The organism is Sodalinema gerasimenkoae IPPAS B-353, from assembly GCF_009846485.1.
Classification (GTDB): Bacteria; Cyanobacteriota; Cyanobacteriia; order Cyanobacteriales; family Geitlerinemataceae; genus Sodalinema; species Sodalinema gerasimenkoae.
On the sequence record NZ_ML776472.1, the window covers coordinates 3,312,612 to 3,326,657 of the forward strand.

The following is a 14,046-nucleotide window of genomic DNA, read 5'->3' on the forward strand; positions in this document are numbered from 1 at the left end:
GCTTTAAACATAAGTTAAGCTTATATTTGTGATGGCACTCTGTGTTGGATAGCCAAGGTCGCGTCATCAACACCTGGGCCGATTTGATTAACCGTGCCAACCTCGGTATGGAAGTGATGCACGAGCGTAATGCTTACAACTTCCCCCTCAATTTGGCAGCCACTAAAGCGCCTTTGATTAACGGCTAGACCCCTCTCTCTCTAGCCTAAAACTTAAGTTAAGCGCCTCCTCCGGGGGGCGCTTGTTAATGGGAGAGATTCTAATCGAAGGAAACCCAATTCACTCCTTAACCCTGGACTTCCAGATTGAGGACATAGCGCCCCAGGGAGAGTTGGCCTGACCAAAGTTCATAATCGAGGCGGAGACGTTCTGGAAGCGACCCCCCGGAAAATTCCAGTTGCCTTGTGTAGTTGCGCAACCGCATCTGACTGTGAGAGTGGGGTTCTTCTCCCCGCAACCAGTAACGGCTGATGCCATACATCCCCCGTTCCCAGAGGTGACGGTAGCTTAATCCCCCTTGTCCCTGCATGGTGGCGATCGCCCGATAGGGAGAAATCTCAAACCACAACAGACGCGTGGGGATAGGCTCCGCATCAAGATCAGAATTGTTGCTGCACTGGGGTTGCCACCCGAGAACTGCCGGTTCGTTCAACAGCAGATGAAACCGCTGTTGGTCTTTTTGATACAGGGTCGCCGTGGTTTCTACCATAGACCAAAGGGGAAGATCCGTAGAAATCAGCGACAGACAAGCGGGTTTGCGGTGAGTCAGCATGAGAAAAGCAAGAGAGTTCAGGAACGGACGCAAATCAGCAATCAGGGGAAGCATCCACGGGCTAAGATAAGTCCACTGTCCTAGCTGTTCTCGTAGATGATATGTCTTCCCCTATCGTAACAGTCAAAACCGATCAAGAGCGTCAAGATTTAGTTATTATTCCCCCAACATCAGGGGTTGCCCTATCGGGAAAGATTAACGTCCCTGGGGATAAATCCATTTCTCATCGATCCCTAATGTTGGGGGCGATCGCCGAAGGGGAAACAACCATTGAAGGCCTACTACTCGGAGATGACCCCCAAAGTACCGCCGCCTGTTTTCGTCAGATGGGGGCGGACATTTCTGACCTCTCGGGCCCAACTGTTCGCGTTCGCGGTTTGGGCATCGGCAATCTCCAAGAACCGAACGATGTCCTCAACGCCGGCAACTCAGGAACCACCCTGCGCCTCATGTTAGGCCTGTTAGCCTCTCAACCCGGACGCTTTTTTGCCGTCACTGGGGATAAGTCCCTGCGATCGCGCCCCATGTCCCGAGTGGTCACCCCTCTCGAACAAATGGGGGCCAAGATTTGGGGGCGAGAGGCTGGCCAACTGGCCCCCCTCGCCATTTCCGGCCGTCATCTCCAACCCATTCATTACCACTCCCCCGTCGCCTCAGCTCAAGTGAAATCCTGCATTCTCCTGGCTGGACTCAGTACGGAAGGGGAAACCAGCGTCAGCGAACCGGTCCTCTCCCGAGATCACAGTGAACGGATGTTGCGAGCCTTTGGGGCCAAGATTCAGGTTGACCCGAGTTGTCACCGCGTCACGGTCACCGGCCCGGCGACTCTTAAGGGACAATCTGTTGTGGTTCCCGGTGATATCAGTTCGGCGGCCTTTTGGTTAGTCGCCGCTGCCATTCTCCCGGGTTCGGATTTGCGGGTGGAAAATGTCGGGGTGAATCCCACCCGTACTGGGATTTTAGAGGCCTTACAACAGATGGAGGCAGATCTCACCCTAGAGAATCAGCGTGAAGTTGCCGGAGAACCCGTCGCCGATATCCGAGTCCGCAGTTCTCAACTCAAGGCCTGCGAAATTGGGGGATCTTTGATTCCCCGCCTGATTGATGAAGTGCCCATTCTGGCAGTGGCGGCCACCATGGCCGAGGGAACCACGGTGATTCGCGATGCGGAGGAATTACGAGTGAAGGAAAGCGATCGCCTCTTGGCCATGGCCCGGGAACTCGGGAAACTCGGCGCAAACGTCAGCGAACGTCCTGATGGCCTGGAGATTACTGGGGGGGGTCCCCTCAAAGGAGAAACTCGGCGCAAACGTCAGCGAACGTCCTGATGGCCTGGAGATTACTGGGGGGGGTCCCCTCAAAGGCGCTGACTTAGAGAGCTATGATGACCACCGCGTGGCCATGAGTTTAGCGATCGCCGCCCTCCTGGCCCAAAGCTGACTTAGAGAGCTATGATGACCACCGCGTGGCCATGAGTTTAGCGATCGCCGCCCTCCTGGCCCAAGGACCCAGTCATCTCTACAATGCCCAGGCCGCCTCGATTTCGTATCCCAATTTCATCAGCACCCTGAAAACAGCTCTCAATGAGTGATGACTCCTTCCTCAAGGGTTAACCCAGCCTTGGGAGTCCAAGCAAACGGATCGGGGGCCATGTCCCGGGTCCGTTTTTTAGGGACTGATTTATTGAAAATTGTTATAAATTAAACGAGCGCGAATTTGCCACCTTGGGCGGTTTTCTCGCCAAATGTGCCATATCTGGGTTAGTTTGAGTCACCTCAAATCGGAATTTGAGTCAGATCACCCTTGTCAACCCTAATTTAATTGACTACAATTCTCACTAACAAGCCAACCCTTCACCTCAAGCCATGAGTTCCTCTAAACGCCAATTCCATCTTGTCGGACGAGTCCTCGGTGTCAGCAGCAATAACAAAGGCCAAATCAAAGCCTTGAACCTTCTCAACGACGAAGGAACCCACCGGATTAAACTCAGTTCCTCCCTGCGATCGCAACCCTGGACCCTAGAACTGGGAACCTGGATTTCCGTGCAAGGGACCGAGAAATACAAATCCAAAACCAACCAAGTTAAGCGAAAAGCCAAGCAAATCCAGCCCCATCCAGGATTGCGGCAACTCAGCAAACCCGGATCCGGAGACCCATGTCCCGCCCTGGAGATCAAAGGTCCTCAATCCTTAGAGAACCCACCGGACAGCAACGCCGTTAAAGCCCCCGCTGGAAAAATTCTCGTCTGTCAAAAATCCAAATGTCGCAAACGGGCCGGCGCCGATCTCTGTAAACTTCTCAAACAGAGCCTCGACGAGCAGGGACTGGCCGATTCCATCCAAGTCCAAGGAACCGGCTGTCTCAAACGCTGCAAATCTGCACCGAACCTGGTGGTCTTACCCAAAAAAGCACGGCACAGCAACATCAAACCCCAAGAAATCCCAGCCTTGCTAGAAGAGCATTTCGGCTAAGAGATTTCGGCTCAGAGCAAAGCGGGGACTAGAGAACCTCGTGAGTGTATTGATGTTGTTTGACATTATCGTCAGTGGTGACCACGCGATCGCTATTGAGGACCCGCTTGCGCTCTAAACTGTGATTAAACTCCCGATAGGTGGTTCCCACCGAGATATGCTCAGTCGCCTCAGGGCGTTTGGCATAGGTGCGGGTACTGGCGATAATCCGCTCCGTTAAGTCATTCCCTAACTGAGCATCCTCGGGGAAAACAGCGGGAACCTGAAACGTCTCCCCATCAAAAATCTCACCAATCGTCGTGGCATAGGCCAACTCATAAGACGTGGGAATGCCTTTGAGCAGTGCTTCGAGGGATGACGAGGTAATCGGTTCAATCACGCGAACCTGTTGCACCTCTCCATCTTCTTGGAGGAAACACACCGCGAGTCCGAGAACCACATAATGATCTGCGGTGACGTCGGGGGCGTTTGCAAGGGCATTTGCCATAGTTGATAGTAGGTTGAAAAGACTGCAAGAGAACGGGGTTCGGCGAGCGATCGCCCATTCACTCTAGGGGAATTTTACCAAACCCATCCCAGCGCTATCGCCGTCCCCTTACAAATCTTGATGCGAGTGAAAATCTGCCATCCCATAGCCTCATCCAGGAAGACTCCGTAGAAACTCGCAGGTTAAAGCTGTCCCGGCCATCCGGATTGAGGTTCCCTAAGGCTGTACCTAGAGGAACCGAGAATTTTGCCGTCACGGTTGACCGTCACCCTCTAAGTCCTATGACAGACCTTAGCCCCTCAACTCAGCCTCAGACCTGTGCCAACCCGGCATTACCGCTAGTTCGTCAGGCCTATCTTCCTCCCCCAAAGCGGGCCCTCGTTCATGAACATTTGCCCCTTCCCCCAGCTCCCAAAAAGATGGTCATCAATGGGGAACAGGATCAAGACAAGACCCCCGCTTGGTGTTACGCCTTAGGAACCAGTGCCGGAATTACGGCAGTGCTTCTAGCCAGTCAATATTACGGCCAGCAACTGTTTCAAGCGGAATCTAATCGGGAGTTTCCCCCCCTTCCTGAAGACTTAGCCCAAGCCGATCCCGATCTCGTCCTAACTCCGAGTACCGTCGCCCCAGAAGTTTGGGGAGAACTCGCCCAACAGGAACTGGAGTTATGGAAACAGGATTTAACCACCTTCGCCCAAGAGGTTCAGGCTCGGGTGCAACCCCAGCGGCGTGGCGATCGCCCCAACACCGTCAACGCCTCCTCAGTCACCCCCTCCGCTCAACCTTCCCGCGACCAACAAGCGCAGCAGATGTTACAACAGGCCTTCAATCGGGCCGAGAAACGGGATTTTGCCTCAGCCATTACCCTTCTCAACAAGATTCCCGAGAATACCCCAGTCAGTGAGTTGGTCCAAACCAAGCTGCTGGAATATCAGGAAAAACGCAATACCCAGGCTGACTACTGGCTTTATCGGGCTAAGTTTCTCGCCTATGCCGAGGACTTTGCCGGAGCCATTGGCTATCTGCGTCAAATTCCCCGAGAAACGAATGCCTACCGAGAGGCTCAACGGCATTTAGGACTCTACCGTCACGCCCGAGAAGAGCAAGCTCAAGAGCTATTGCAACAAGCGGCCCACTTTGCCCAAGAGGGGAACTTTGCCACCGCCAACCGTCTCCTGCGCCTCATTCCCCAAGAAGCCGCCGCCTATGCCACTGCCAAGAACCGCCTCGTTGACTATAGTCGCCAACTCTACCTAGCCCGTCAGGAGAACCGATCTGCCTCTTGACCCAAAGCACTCATCAGTTTCCCTAAACTATGACGAACTGTCTATTTTAATCGCCATATGGTAATTAACTTGACAGCTATTAAAAGATATTACTTTAATAGGAAGTGTTGAAGAACAGCAACGACATCGTTTCCAAGATTTATTTATTCATCTTCTTGGAGCGATGCTTGGTTCTTAGCGAGGTTATTATCTATGACATTGACTGCAATTCAGACAAAAGATTCCCTCTGGGAACGATTTTGTCAATGGGTGACCAGCACCAACAACCGGCTCTATATTGGTTGGTTCGGCGTGTTGATGATTCCCACCCTTCTCACCGGGGCAACGGTCTTCATTCTGGCCTTTGTCGCCGCTCCTCCCGTGGACATTGACGGGATTCGTGAACCGGTAGCCGGTTCCCTGTTGTACGGCAACAACATCATCACAGGGACGGTGTTCCCACCTCAGCTGCGGTGGGGTTGCACCTCTATCCCATCTGGGAAGCCGCTAGTTTGGACGAATGGCTCTATAACGGCGGTCCTTACGAGCTGATTGTGCTGCACTTCCTCATTGGCATTTACGCCTATATGGGGCGGGAATGGGAACTCTCCTACCGTCTAGGGATGCGTCCCTGGATTCCTGTAGACTTCTCCGCTCCCGTCGCAGCAGCAACTGCTGTCTTGCTAATTTACCCCATTGGCCAGGACAGTTTCTCCGATGGCATGATGCTGGGTGTCTCAGGAACCTTCAACTTCATGATTGTGTTCCAGGCCGAACATAACATCTTGATGCACCCCTTTCATATGCTTGGCGTGATTGGAGTTTTCGGAGGCGCGTTGTTCTCTGCCATGCACGGCTCCTTGGTGACCTCCTCTCTGGTTCGCGAAACCACCGAACTACAATCCCAAAACCAAGGCTATCGCTTTGGTCAGGAGGAAGAAACCTACAACATTGTGGCAGCTCACGGCTATTTCGGACGCTTGATTTTCCAATATGCGTCGTTTAACAACAGCCGCTCTCTCCACTTCTTCCTCGCCGCTTGGCCCGTCATTGGCATCTGGTTTGCCGCCTTGGGCGTGAGTACCATGGGCTTTAACCTCAACGGGTTTAACTTTAACCAATCGGTCCTGGATTCTCAAGGTCGGGTCATTAACACCTGGGCTGATGTGATTAACCGTGCCAACATTGGGATTGAGGTGATTCACGAGCGTAATGCTCACAACTTCCCCTTAGATTTGGCTGCTGCTGATTCGTCCACGGTGGCCCTATCGGCTCCTGAGATTCGCGGTTAAGGTTGATGTTGCCAGAGATGGGAATTTCAACGGGCTGTAAGGTCTAACGGTCTCTATCATTCTACTGGTTCTGTGAAACCGCCATTCCTGAGACTCGGGAATGGCGGTTTTTGTAATTGCTATACTATCGAATAAGCACCGTAAAGCGATGCAACCGAGATGCTTATTTAACAAAATCCCTTTTGTAGCCTTGATTTCGGCGCCTCTATGATGCCGAGCATTTATAACTTGAACGCAATTAAGCAACCATGACTTCAACACAACCTCCAAGCCAATCCATCCCCCCCGGCTTTCTCAACATTATGGGCTATGTGGATGAATCTGAAGTGAATGGCCCCGGTAAACGGGCTGTCATTTGGGTGCAAGGCTGCTTGCGGGAATGTCCAGGCTGTTTTAACCCCAGTTCTTGGTCTTTTGAAGCCAATCAACTCATCTCCATTGATGAATTAGTCGAACGGGTGACTGGCAATGCCTTAAACGAAGGAGTAACATTTTCTGGGGGAGAACCCTTTTGGCAAGCCCCCGCCTTAGCCGAGTTAGCGCGACGCTTGAAAGGCCAAGGCTTAACCGTGATGTCCTTTAGTGGCTTTACCTTGGACGAATTGCGATCGCCCAGCGCTCCTCCAGGAGCCTCGGCCCTACTCGAACAACTGGATTTGCTCATCGATGGCCCCTACGTTGAGACTCAAGCCATCCATGATCCCACCTCCCTTGTCTCCTCCCGCAATCAACGGGTGCGAGTCTTCAACCCGGAACTACAATCTCGCCTCGACTGGGCCAGTGATCAGATGGAAATCCATATTCTCAAAGACGGAACCCGAATTATCACCGGATTTCGTGGACAGCAAGGAATCGGCCAGGAGTTATCGCCCTAAGCATCCTTCACCAGAACCCCATTCAGGAAAATATCCGCTAGTCCATCAGCAATCTCTTTCATTGCTTCTGGAGAGGGATTCCCTTCCATGAGGGTTTGATAGCTAAACCCAGAGATGGCAAAAATGCCCAGAAACACCTTCGCCACTAAGCGGGGGTTCATGGGGCGATAAATCCCCCGTTCTATCCCCGTTTCCACAAACGCTTCCGCCACATCCATCATTTTGGCGATCGCATCCTCTTGAATGCGATCGCGCAGTTCCGGGTGAAACTGAGCCTCCAAAAAGCAGACTCGCATCAAATCGGCATTTTCCCGGAGATGGAACAAGCGACGCTGAATCACCTGTGAGACGGACTTGTAACTCCCCATCTCACTCAGTTCCGTCAGTAAATCCGTCAGCAGTTCCACCCAACCTTGAGTGGCCACTTCCACCAAAATGGCCTTTTTGTTGTCAAAATGTCGGAAGAGGGTTCCCTCGGCCACCCCAGCGGCCCGGGCCAGGGCGCGGGTGGTGGTGCCCTCAAACCCTTGATGGGCAAACAACCGACGAGCCGATGCTAAAATTCGCGTGCGGGTTTCCGCCTCTGGGGTGCGGGTCGGGTGGAGCATTGTCTTCATCGGTCTTAATAAAACTCGAGGACTTTAGCTTTAAGAGTTGCTAACATTATTTTGGGATAAGTTTTGAAAAAAATGCGGAAACATTCACAGATTGTTATCAGAAGTTATATATCGCAAAACTTCTATATCTGGACTCACATTAAGCCCCAGCCTTAAGACCCACTCAACGATAACCGACTCACCTTATGTTCACGTTTCCCCACCGGTTGCAAACCCATCCGAGCACCGCTGCCATCAAGCCTCCTCGTCCCGGGCGGGCGATCGCCCTTCTTCTCATCCCCCTTCTCTTGGCGTTAACCCTGATCCCCGCTCCGAGTTGGGCCGATTCTATTAAACCCTACCTCGATCGCACCCAAGCCCAAATCCGTGAATTCACCCTAGACAATGGGATGAAATTCATTGTCTTAGAACGCCATGAGGCTCCCGTCATCTCCTTTATGACCTATGCCGATGCCGGTGGGGCCAACGAACCCCCCGATAAAACCGGTGTCGCTCACTTTCTCGAACATTTAGCCTTCAAAGGAACCCCCCGCATCGGCACCAAAGACTATGAGGCCGAAGCCCCCCTGCTACAACAGCTTGATGAACTCCATGAGCAAATCCGCCAGGCCCGGACCGCCGGCGACGACGCCCAAGTTCAGGAACTCGAAGCAGACTTCCGAGCCATCCAACAACAGGCCTCAGAGTACGTCATTCAGAATGAATTTGGTCAAATCGTCGAGCAATATGGCGGCGTCGGCCTCAACGCCACCACCTCCGCTGATGCCACTCGCTACTTCTATAGCTTCCCCGCCAACAAACTCGAACTCTGGATGTCCCTCGAATCGGAACGCTTCCTAGAACCAGTGTTTCGAGAATTCTATGAAGAACAAGAGGTCATCCTAGAAGAACGTCGTCTGGGAACCGACAATTCCGCCATCGGCAGTCTCGTAGAAGAATTTCTCCTCACCGCCTTCTCCGTTCATCCCTACCGCCAACCGGTGATTGGCCATGAAGCCGATATCCGCAACCTCACCCCCCAAGACACATGGGAGTTCTACGAAACCTACTACGTTCCCAACAACCTCACCGTAGCCATTGTCGGCGATGTCGAACTCTCCCAAGTTCAGGAGTTGGCCCAAATCTATTTTGGTCGCTATGAGCCAGGGCCTAGCCCTCCAGATGTCACCGAAGTTGAACCCCCTCAACGGGAAACTCGGGATGTAGAAGTGCGCTTTCCCAGTCAACCCTGGTACTTAGAAGGCTATCACCGTCCCGCCCGTACCCATCCCGACAACGCCACCTATGAGTTGCTCGTCGCCCTCCTCAGCGATGGCCGCACCTCCCGACTCTATCAATCCCTGGTAGAACAAGAACAAATCGCCCTCACTGCCCAAGGCCTCAATGGCTTTCCCGGTGATAAATTCCCGAATCTCGTGCTGTTCTATGCCCTCACCGCTCCCAACCATAGTCTAGACGACGTGCAAACGGCCCTGCGTCGGGAAATTGAGCAGATAAAACAACAGACTGTCGCCTCTGAGGACTTGGAGCGGGTGAAAACCCAAGCCAAAGCCCGTTTAGTGCGATCGCTCAACTCCAATTCCGGCATGGCCAGTCTCCTGGCCGAATACCAAGCCAAAACCGGCGACTGGCGTAACCTCTTTCGGGAAATCGAAGCCATCGATGCCGTCACCGCCAACGATATTCGCCGTGTTGCCCGAGAAACCTTCCGGCCAGAAAATCGTACCATTGGCAAATTGCTCCCCTCCTAGAAACCTATCCTCTATAGCAATCGAAGATTGCCTGCTTGATACCCTAAGTTGGGAGAAAATCCCCTACCTGCTGCCTATTGCCTGCTGCCTATTGCCTGCTGCCTATTGCCTGTTGCCTTCACTCCCTACTATCCTGACCCCCCGATTCTGAACTTATGTCTGAGCCGTCCCAAACTCCCTTCTGGAACCATCTGCGCCCCTACTTGGCCTTACTCTTTCTCGTGGGGCTACTGATTAGCCAATTGTTACAAGCTCCCCCTTCCGTAGCCGCCACGCCGCGACATTACAGAGATTTAGACTTTCCCCCCCTGCCAGAAGTCCAACTCCCGGAGTATGAGCAATTTCAACTCGATAATGGTCTAAAGGTTTATCTGATGGAAGATCATACGCTGCCGTTAGTCTCCGGCGTGGGCCTGATTAAAACCGGCAGTCGCGTTGAACCCGCCGCTAAAGTAGGGTTAGCCAGCCTCACCGGGGCCCTAATGCGCGCTGGAGGAACCGTCAATTATCCCCCCGAGCGGCTGAATCGGGAGTTAGAACAAAAAGCTGCCTCCGTGGAAGCCTCCATTGGCACCAGTAACGGAACCCTGCGCTTTGATGCCCTCAGCTCTGATTTAGAGAGCGTCTTTAATCTCTTTGTGGATGTATTGCGCGAGCCGGCCTTTGACCCCCAACAGTTGGCCCTACTGAAAAACCAAGCGCGGGGGAACATTGCTCGACGTAATGATGAACCCGGTAGCATTGCCAATCGTGAGTTTCAGAAACTGATTTATGGTGAGCAAAGTCCCTATGCTCGGACCATGGAATATGACACCCTCGATGCCATTGAACGAGAGGATATTCAGGATTTCTATCAAGCCTCCGTGCAACCCGATCGCCTAATTCTGGGCTTGGTGGGTGACTTTGACTCTAGCCAGATGAAACGCCGAATTGAGGAAACCCTAGGAGATTGGCAAGCCACAGCCTCCTCCTTAGCCGATCCCTCTTCCTCCTTGTCGGAGATTTCCCAAGCTGAGACTGAGGGAGTGTTTATGGTCGATCGCCCGGAGTTAACCCAAAGTTATGTGGAACTCGGCCATCTCGGGGGAGTCCGCAATGACCCAGATTATCCAGTTTTGGGGGTGATGAACAATGTTCTGAGTGGTTTTGGTGGGCGGCTCTTTAACGAAGTGCGATCGCGCCAAGGGTTAGCCTACTCGGTCTATGGCTTTTGGGGTGCGCAATATGACTATCCGGGAGTGTTTCGGGCCGGGGGACAAACCCGCTCAGAGGCAACGGTTCCCTTTATTCAAGCAGTGCGACAGGAACTCGATCGCATTCGCCGAGAACCCATTACCCCAGAAGAATTACAGTTTGCCCAGGATTCTACCCTGAACTCCTTTGTCTTTAACTTTGCCAGCCGTGCCCAAACCCTCTCGCGCCTTTTAACCTACGACTATTACGACTACCCCACAGACTTTCTCTTCCGCTACCAAGACGCTGTCAGAGAGACCACCGTTGAGGATATATTGCGAGTGGCGCAAACCTATCTTGACCCTGAGCAGTTGGTCACCCTGGTGGTAGGCAATCGTGACGCCATTGAACCTCCCCTGGATGCGATTGCCCCTCAGGATCAGATCACCTTTATTGATGTCACCATTCCTGAACCGAGTTAAATCAGGTGACCTCTCCCCAGACTAGGATAGGAGGCACAAGAATAGGGTAACCTCACTGCTGCACCCCTGGTTTGCGGTATAACAGGCCCCTGTGTGTCCCCTAGTGATTCCCGGATCTTGCCCTTGTGAGTCGTTCATACACTCTGAGAAACTGCGCGCTCTTAAAGCTATTGCGAGCGAAACTCTCACAGAGTCGCTTACCCCAATGGCTGCGATCACTCGTGCATCACGATAAGGGTCTCATCAATTACACCAACCTGGCTCTCAACCTCCTGGTGATGCTCATGCTCATCCTGCTACAGACGCTTGGGAGCTTTGAGAGGGGAGAACTGGCGATGTTTGATGCCGCGATGCGTCGCGGCAGCCAGGAGCATCTCGATCCTCGTCTAGTGATTTTAGGAATTACCGAAGAGGATATTGAGCGCTATCAATGGCCCCTCTCAGATGAGCGTTTGGCTGAGGTCTTGGCCGCCTTGCAGGCCCATACTCCTCGCGTGATTGGTTTAGATATCTATCGTGATCTCGACCCCGATGAGGGAGATACAGCCTTAGCCGAACAACTCAGCGCTGACAACCTCATCGCCATTCAGAACCTTGCCAGTGCCGTTGCTGCCCCAGCGGTGGTTCCTGATGATCAGGTGGGGTTTAATGATGTCATCCTCGATCGCGATCAAGTGGTTCGTCGCCATTTGCTCTTGGCCAACACCCGGGAGGGCGAGATTGCCTATTCGTTTGGCTTGCGGGTGGTCCTCAAGTATCTCGAACCTGAGGGAATTGCCTTAGAAAATGATCCCCGTCATCCCGAGGGGATTCGTTTCGGGAAGTCGCGACTGGTTCCCCTCTCCAGTTCTGCCGGGGGCTATCATCACATCGATGATTCGGGCTATCAAATCCTCCTCACCTATGTGAAGGATAACGGGGTTGACGATGGCGAGTCCGGTGACGCGCAGATGATATCCGTGCGCCAGTTATTGGAGGGGGACTTCAACCCCCAACTGCTGCGCGATCGCATTGTCTTAATCGGCTCCATTGCTCCCACCCTCCGCGATCGCTTCGCCACTCCCTTTAGTTCCCAACAGACTGAGAGTGACATGGTGAAGATGCCTGGGGTCAAACTGCACGGGAACATGGCCAATCAGCTCATCGGCTTGGCCCTAGGACAACAACGACCCTGGCGAATTGTCCCAGATTGGCTCGAATGGCTATGGGGTTGGGGTTGGATTGCCTTAGTGATGAGCCTGGTTTGGCGGCTACGCCATCCTGGACTCCTACTCGGGGCGCTTCTGCTGACAGTGCTGGGGTTGAGCGTCCTGGAATGGGGCTTCCTTGCCATGAAAATTTGGCTACCGGGTGTTTGGATTCGTTGGGGTATGCTGCTAGGGGGAACCCTGAGCTTGATCTATGCACTCACCCACCATTTTTTAAATGACCCCTTAACTAAACTGCCCAATCAAACGGTTCTCTATCAGATGTGGCCAAGCTGGCGCTTTTGGTCTTGGGGACAGGCTCGGTTTATGGGGGCGATTGTCTTGGATCTCAATCGTTTTAAGGCCGTTAATACCTGTTTGGGCTATCACACGGGCGATCACATCCTCATCAGCATCAGTAAACGGTTGCAATCCCTGTTGCAGCCTGGCGACTATCTTGCCCGCGTGGGGGCCGATGAGTTTGTTCTGTTACTCCCCAACGCCCCCAGTTTGGACTCGGTTATGGAGGTAGCCCAACAGTTGCGTCGTCATCTCAAACGCCCGTTTATTCTGGAGACGGGCCAGCCGGTCTTCCTGACCGCTAGTATTGGCGTGGCTTATGGTGCACAAACTCAGACCCTGTTGCTCGAAGATGCGAAGTCTGCCATGCACCGGGCCAAAGCCCTACAACTTTCTCAACCCATCGCCTTTGACCGAGAACTACAGGTACAGGCAATTTCGAGCTTTCAACTGGAACTCGACTTACGGGAGTCGATGAGTCACTCTCAAGTCTATCTTCCTCCCGTTCATGACACTGATGAGGAGGGCCTGACTGATTCTAATCTACCCCACTCGGAACTCGGCGATCGCTTCCGGGTCTATTACCAACCCCTCGTAGACTTACGTTCAGGGGAAATTGCTGGTTTTGAAGCCCTCCTGCGTTGGCAACATCCCCAACGGGGAATGGTCTCTCCTGCTGAATTCATCCCCGTAGCCGAGGAAACCGGCGCCATCATGCCCCTGGGAGCCTGGGTACTCTATGAAGCCTGCTATCAAATGCAGGCCTGGCAACGTCAGTTTCCTGGCTATGAACAGAGTATTATTAGTGTGAATTTATCTCCTTATCAGTTACAAGCTCCGGATTTGAAACAACGGCTACGGGATATTTTGAGGGAGACCGGGTTAGATCCCCAATGCCTGAAATTGGAAATTACCGAAAGTGCTGTCATGGAAGAAATCCAGACCACCCTGGAGATTCTTCACGATCTGAAATCTCTTCACGTTAAGTTAGGAATTGATGATTTTGGCACCGGCTATAGTTCCCTGAGTTATCTGAATCGCTTTCCTGTCAATACCCTTAAAATTGACCGTTCCTTTGTCTGGCGTATGGAGAATTCTTCGCAAGATCGCGCCATTATCCGCACTATTCTGGAATTGGCTCATATCCTGGGCTTGGATGCGATCGCCGAAGGGATCGAAACCCCTGAGCAACTGGCACAACTGCGGGCACTCGGCTGTGATATCGGTCAGGGCTATTGGTTCGCCAAACCCCTCCCCGCTCCGGCCGCCGCCCAACTCCTGGCTCGTCGCCCCCGTTGGTGAATTGCAAAATTCACCTTAAAACTTTGACCCTTTGGAGGGATTTCGCTATGATGGAACTAACGCCTAAAA

General features: G+C 52.9%; 12 protein-coding genes and 2 pseudogenes. 11 read left to right on the forward strand and 3 right to left on the reverse strand.

Going from position 1 to position 14,046, the window contains the following annotated elements:
* Nucleotides 1–38: 38 nt before the first annotated feature.
* A pseudogene (locus tag L855_RS14385) lies at nucleotides 39–188 on the forward strand (photosystem II q(b) protein); the annotation flags it as partial.
* Between the two features lie 98 nt (nucleotides 189–286).
* Here L855_RS14385 and L855_RS14390 read toward each other — a convergent pair.
* Nucleotides 287–772: a hypothetical protein gene (locus L855_RS14390; protein WP_159789133.1), complete on the reverse strand. Its 486-nt coding sequence runs from the start codon at nucleotides 770–772 to the stop codon at nucleotides 287–289.
* Nucleotides 773–873: 101 nt separating this feature from the next.
* On the opposite strand from L855_RS14390, the gene aroA reads away from it, so the two are divergent.
* From aroA to L855_RS14400, 4 genes are all read left to right on the forward strand, one after another.
* Nucleotides 874–2,100, forward strand: a complete 1,227-nt coding sequence (gene aroA / locus L855_RS14395; RefSeq protein WP_425500575.1) for a 3-phosphoshikimate 1-carboxyvinyltransferase — start codon at nucleotides 874–876, stop codon at nucleotides 2,098–2,100.
* Nucleotides 2,030–2,212 (forward strand): hypothetical protein, encoded by a 183-nt coding sequence (locus tag L855_RS22890; RefSeq protein WP_425500576.1) that lies wholly within the window; start codon nucleotides 2,030–2,032, stop codon nucleotides 2,210–2,212. The genes aroA and L855_RS22890 overlap by 71 nt, the downstream gene beginning before the upstream one ends.
* A gap of 31 nt (nucleotides 2,213–2,243) precedes the next feature.
* On the forward strand, nucleotides 2,244–2,363 hold the full coding sequence (locus L855_RS22895; RefSeq protein ID WP_425500607.1) for a hypothetical protein: 120 nt from the start codon (nucleotides 2,244–2,246) through the stop codon (nucleotides 2,361–2,363).
* A gap of 274 nt (nucleotides 2,364–2,637) precedes the next feature.
* A complete protein-coding gene (locus L855_RS14400; protein ID WP_159789135.1) occupies nucleotides 2,638–3,243 on the forward strand; it encodes a (2Fe-2S) ferredoxin domain-containing protein in 606 nt (201 codons plus the stop codon).
* Nucleotides 3,244–3,271: 28 nt separating this feature from the next.
* On the opposite strand, the gene L855_RS14405 is transcribed toward L855_RS14400, so the two are convergent.
* Entirely contained in the window at nucleotides 3,272–3,730 is a 459-nt protein-coding gene (locus tag L855_RS14405) for a hypothetical protein (RefSeq protein WP_159789137.1), read from the reverse strand.
* A gap of 281 nt (nucleotides 3,731–4,011) precedes the next feature.
* Here L855_RS14405 and L855_RS14410 point away from each other — a divergent pair, with 281 nt between their 5' ends.
* The 3 genes and pseudogenes from L855_RS14410 to L855_RS14420 all read left to right on the forward strand — a co-directional run bounded on the left by L855_RS14410 (nucleotide 4,012) and on the right by L855_RS14420 (nucleotide 7,165).
* The gene (locus L855_RS14410) at nucleotides 4,012–5,019 is read left to right on the forward strand and encodes a hypothetical protein (protein WP_159789139.1); all 1,008 of its coding nucleotides are present in this window, start codon (nucleotides 4,012–4,014) and stop codon (nucleotides 5,017–5,019) included.
* 192 nt (nucleotides 5,020–5,211) lie between these two features.
* Nucleotides 5,212–6,290: pseudogene (gene psbA / locus L855_RS14415) on the forward strand (photosystem II q(b) protein).
* Between the two features lie 248 nt (nucleotides 6,291–6,538).
* Nucleotides 6,539–7,165: a 4Fe-4S single cluster domain-containing protein gene (locus L855_RS14420; RefSeq protein ID WP_159789141.1), complete on the forward strand. Its 627-nt coding sequence runs from the start codon at nucleotides 6,539–6,541 to the stop codon at nucleotides 7,163–7,165.
* On the opposite strand, the gene L855_RS14425 is transcribed toward L855_RS14420, so the two are convergent.
* Nucleotides 7,162–7,782, reverse strand: coding sequence for a TetR/AcrR family transcriptional regulator (locus tag L855_RS14425; protein ID WP_159789143.1), 621 nt, complete (start codon nucleotides 7,780–7,782; stop codon nucleotides 7,162–7,164). The genes L855_RS14420 and L855_RS14425 overlap by 4 nt on opposite strands.
* A gap of 185 nt (nucleotides 7,783–7,967) precedes the next feature.
* Between L855_RS14425 and L855_RS14430 the strand changes: the two genes are divergently transcribed.
* The 3 genes from L855_RS14430 to L855_RS14440 all read left to right on the forward strand — a co-directional run bounded on the left by L855_RS14430 (nucleotide 7,968) and on the right by L855_RS14440 (nucleotide 13,977).
* Nucleotides 7,968–9,533, forward strand: coding sequence for a M16 family metallopeptidase (locus tag L855_RS14430; protein ID WP_159789145.1), 1,566 nt, complete (start codon nucleotides 7,968–7,970; stop codon nucleotides 9,531–9,533).
* Nucleotides 9,534–9,688: 155 nt separating this feature from the next.
* Nucleotides 9,689–11,188: a M16 family metallopeptidase gene (locus L855_RS14435; protein ID WP_159789147.1), complete on the forward strand. Its 1,500-nt coding sequence runs from the start codon at nucleotides 9,689–9,691 to the stop codon at nucleotides 11,186–11,188.
* A 125-nt stretch (nucleotides 11,189–11,313) separates the two neighbouring features.
* Nucleotides 11,314–13,977: a putative bifunctional diguanylate cyclase/phosphodiesterase gene (locus L855_RS14440; protein WP_159789149.1), complete on the forward strand. Its 2,664-nt coding sequence runs from the start codon at nucleotides 11,314–11,316 to the stop codon at nucleotides 13,975–13,977.
* The last annotated feature ends 69 nt before the right edge of the window (nucleotides 13,978–14,046 follow it).

Bases quoted from the DNA above. Each gene is read 5' to 3' on its own strand.
- L855_RS14435 (WP_159789147.1), top strand. From the start codon at position 9,689: ATGTCTGAGCCGTCCCAAACTCCCTTCTGGAACCATCTGCGCCCCTAC.
- L855_RS14430 (WP_159789145.1), top strand. From the start codon at position 7,968: ATGTTCACGTTTCCCCACCGGTTGCAAACCCATCCGAGCACCGCTGCC.
- L855_RS14425 (WP_159789143.1), bottom strand. From the start codon at position 7,782: ATGAAGACAATGCTCCACCCGACCCGCACCCCAGAGGCGGAAACCCGC.
- L855_RS14390 (WP_159789133.1), bottom strand. From the start codon at position 772: ATGCTGACTCACCGCAAACCCGCTTGTCTGTCGCTGATTTCTACGGAT.
- L855_RS14410 (WP_159789139.1), top strand. From the start codon at position 4,012: ATGACAGACCTTAGCCCCTCAACTCAGCCTCAGACCTGTGCCAACCCG.
- aroA (WP_425500575.1), top strand. From the start codon at position 874: ATGTCTTCCCCTATCGTAACAGTCAAAACCGATCAAGAGCGTCAAGAT.
- L855_RS14400 (WP_159789135.1), top strand. From the start codon at position 2,638: ATGAGTTCCTCTAAACGCCAATTCCATCTTGTCGGACGAGTCCTCGGT.
- L855_RS22890 (WP_425500576.1), top strand. From the start codon at position 2,030: ATGGCCTGGAGATTACTGGGGGGGGTCCCCTCAAAGGAGAAACTCGGC.
- L855_RS22895 (WP_425500607.1), top strand. From the start codon at position 2,244: ATGAGTTTAGCGATCGCCGCCCTCCTGGCCCAAGGACCCAGTCATCTC.
- L855_RS14420 (WP_159789141.1), top strand. From the start codon at position 6,539: ATGACTTCAACACAACCTCCAAGCCAATCCATCCCCCCCGGCTTTCTC.
- L855_RS14405 (WP_159789137.1), bottom strand. From the start codon at position 3,730: ATGGCAAATGCCCTTGCAAACGCCCCCGACGTCACCGCAGATCATTAT.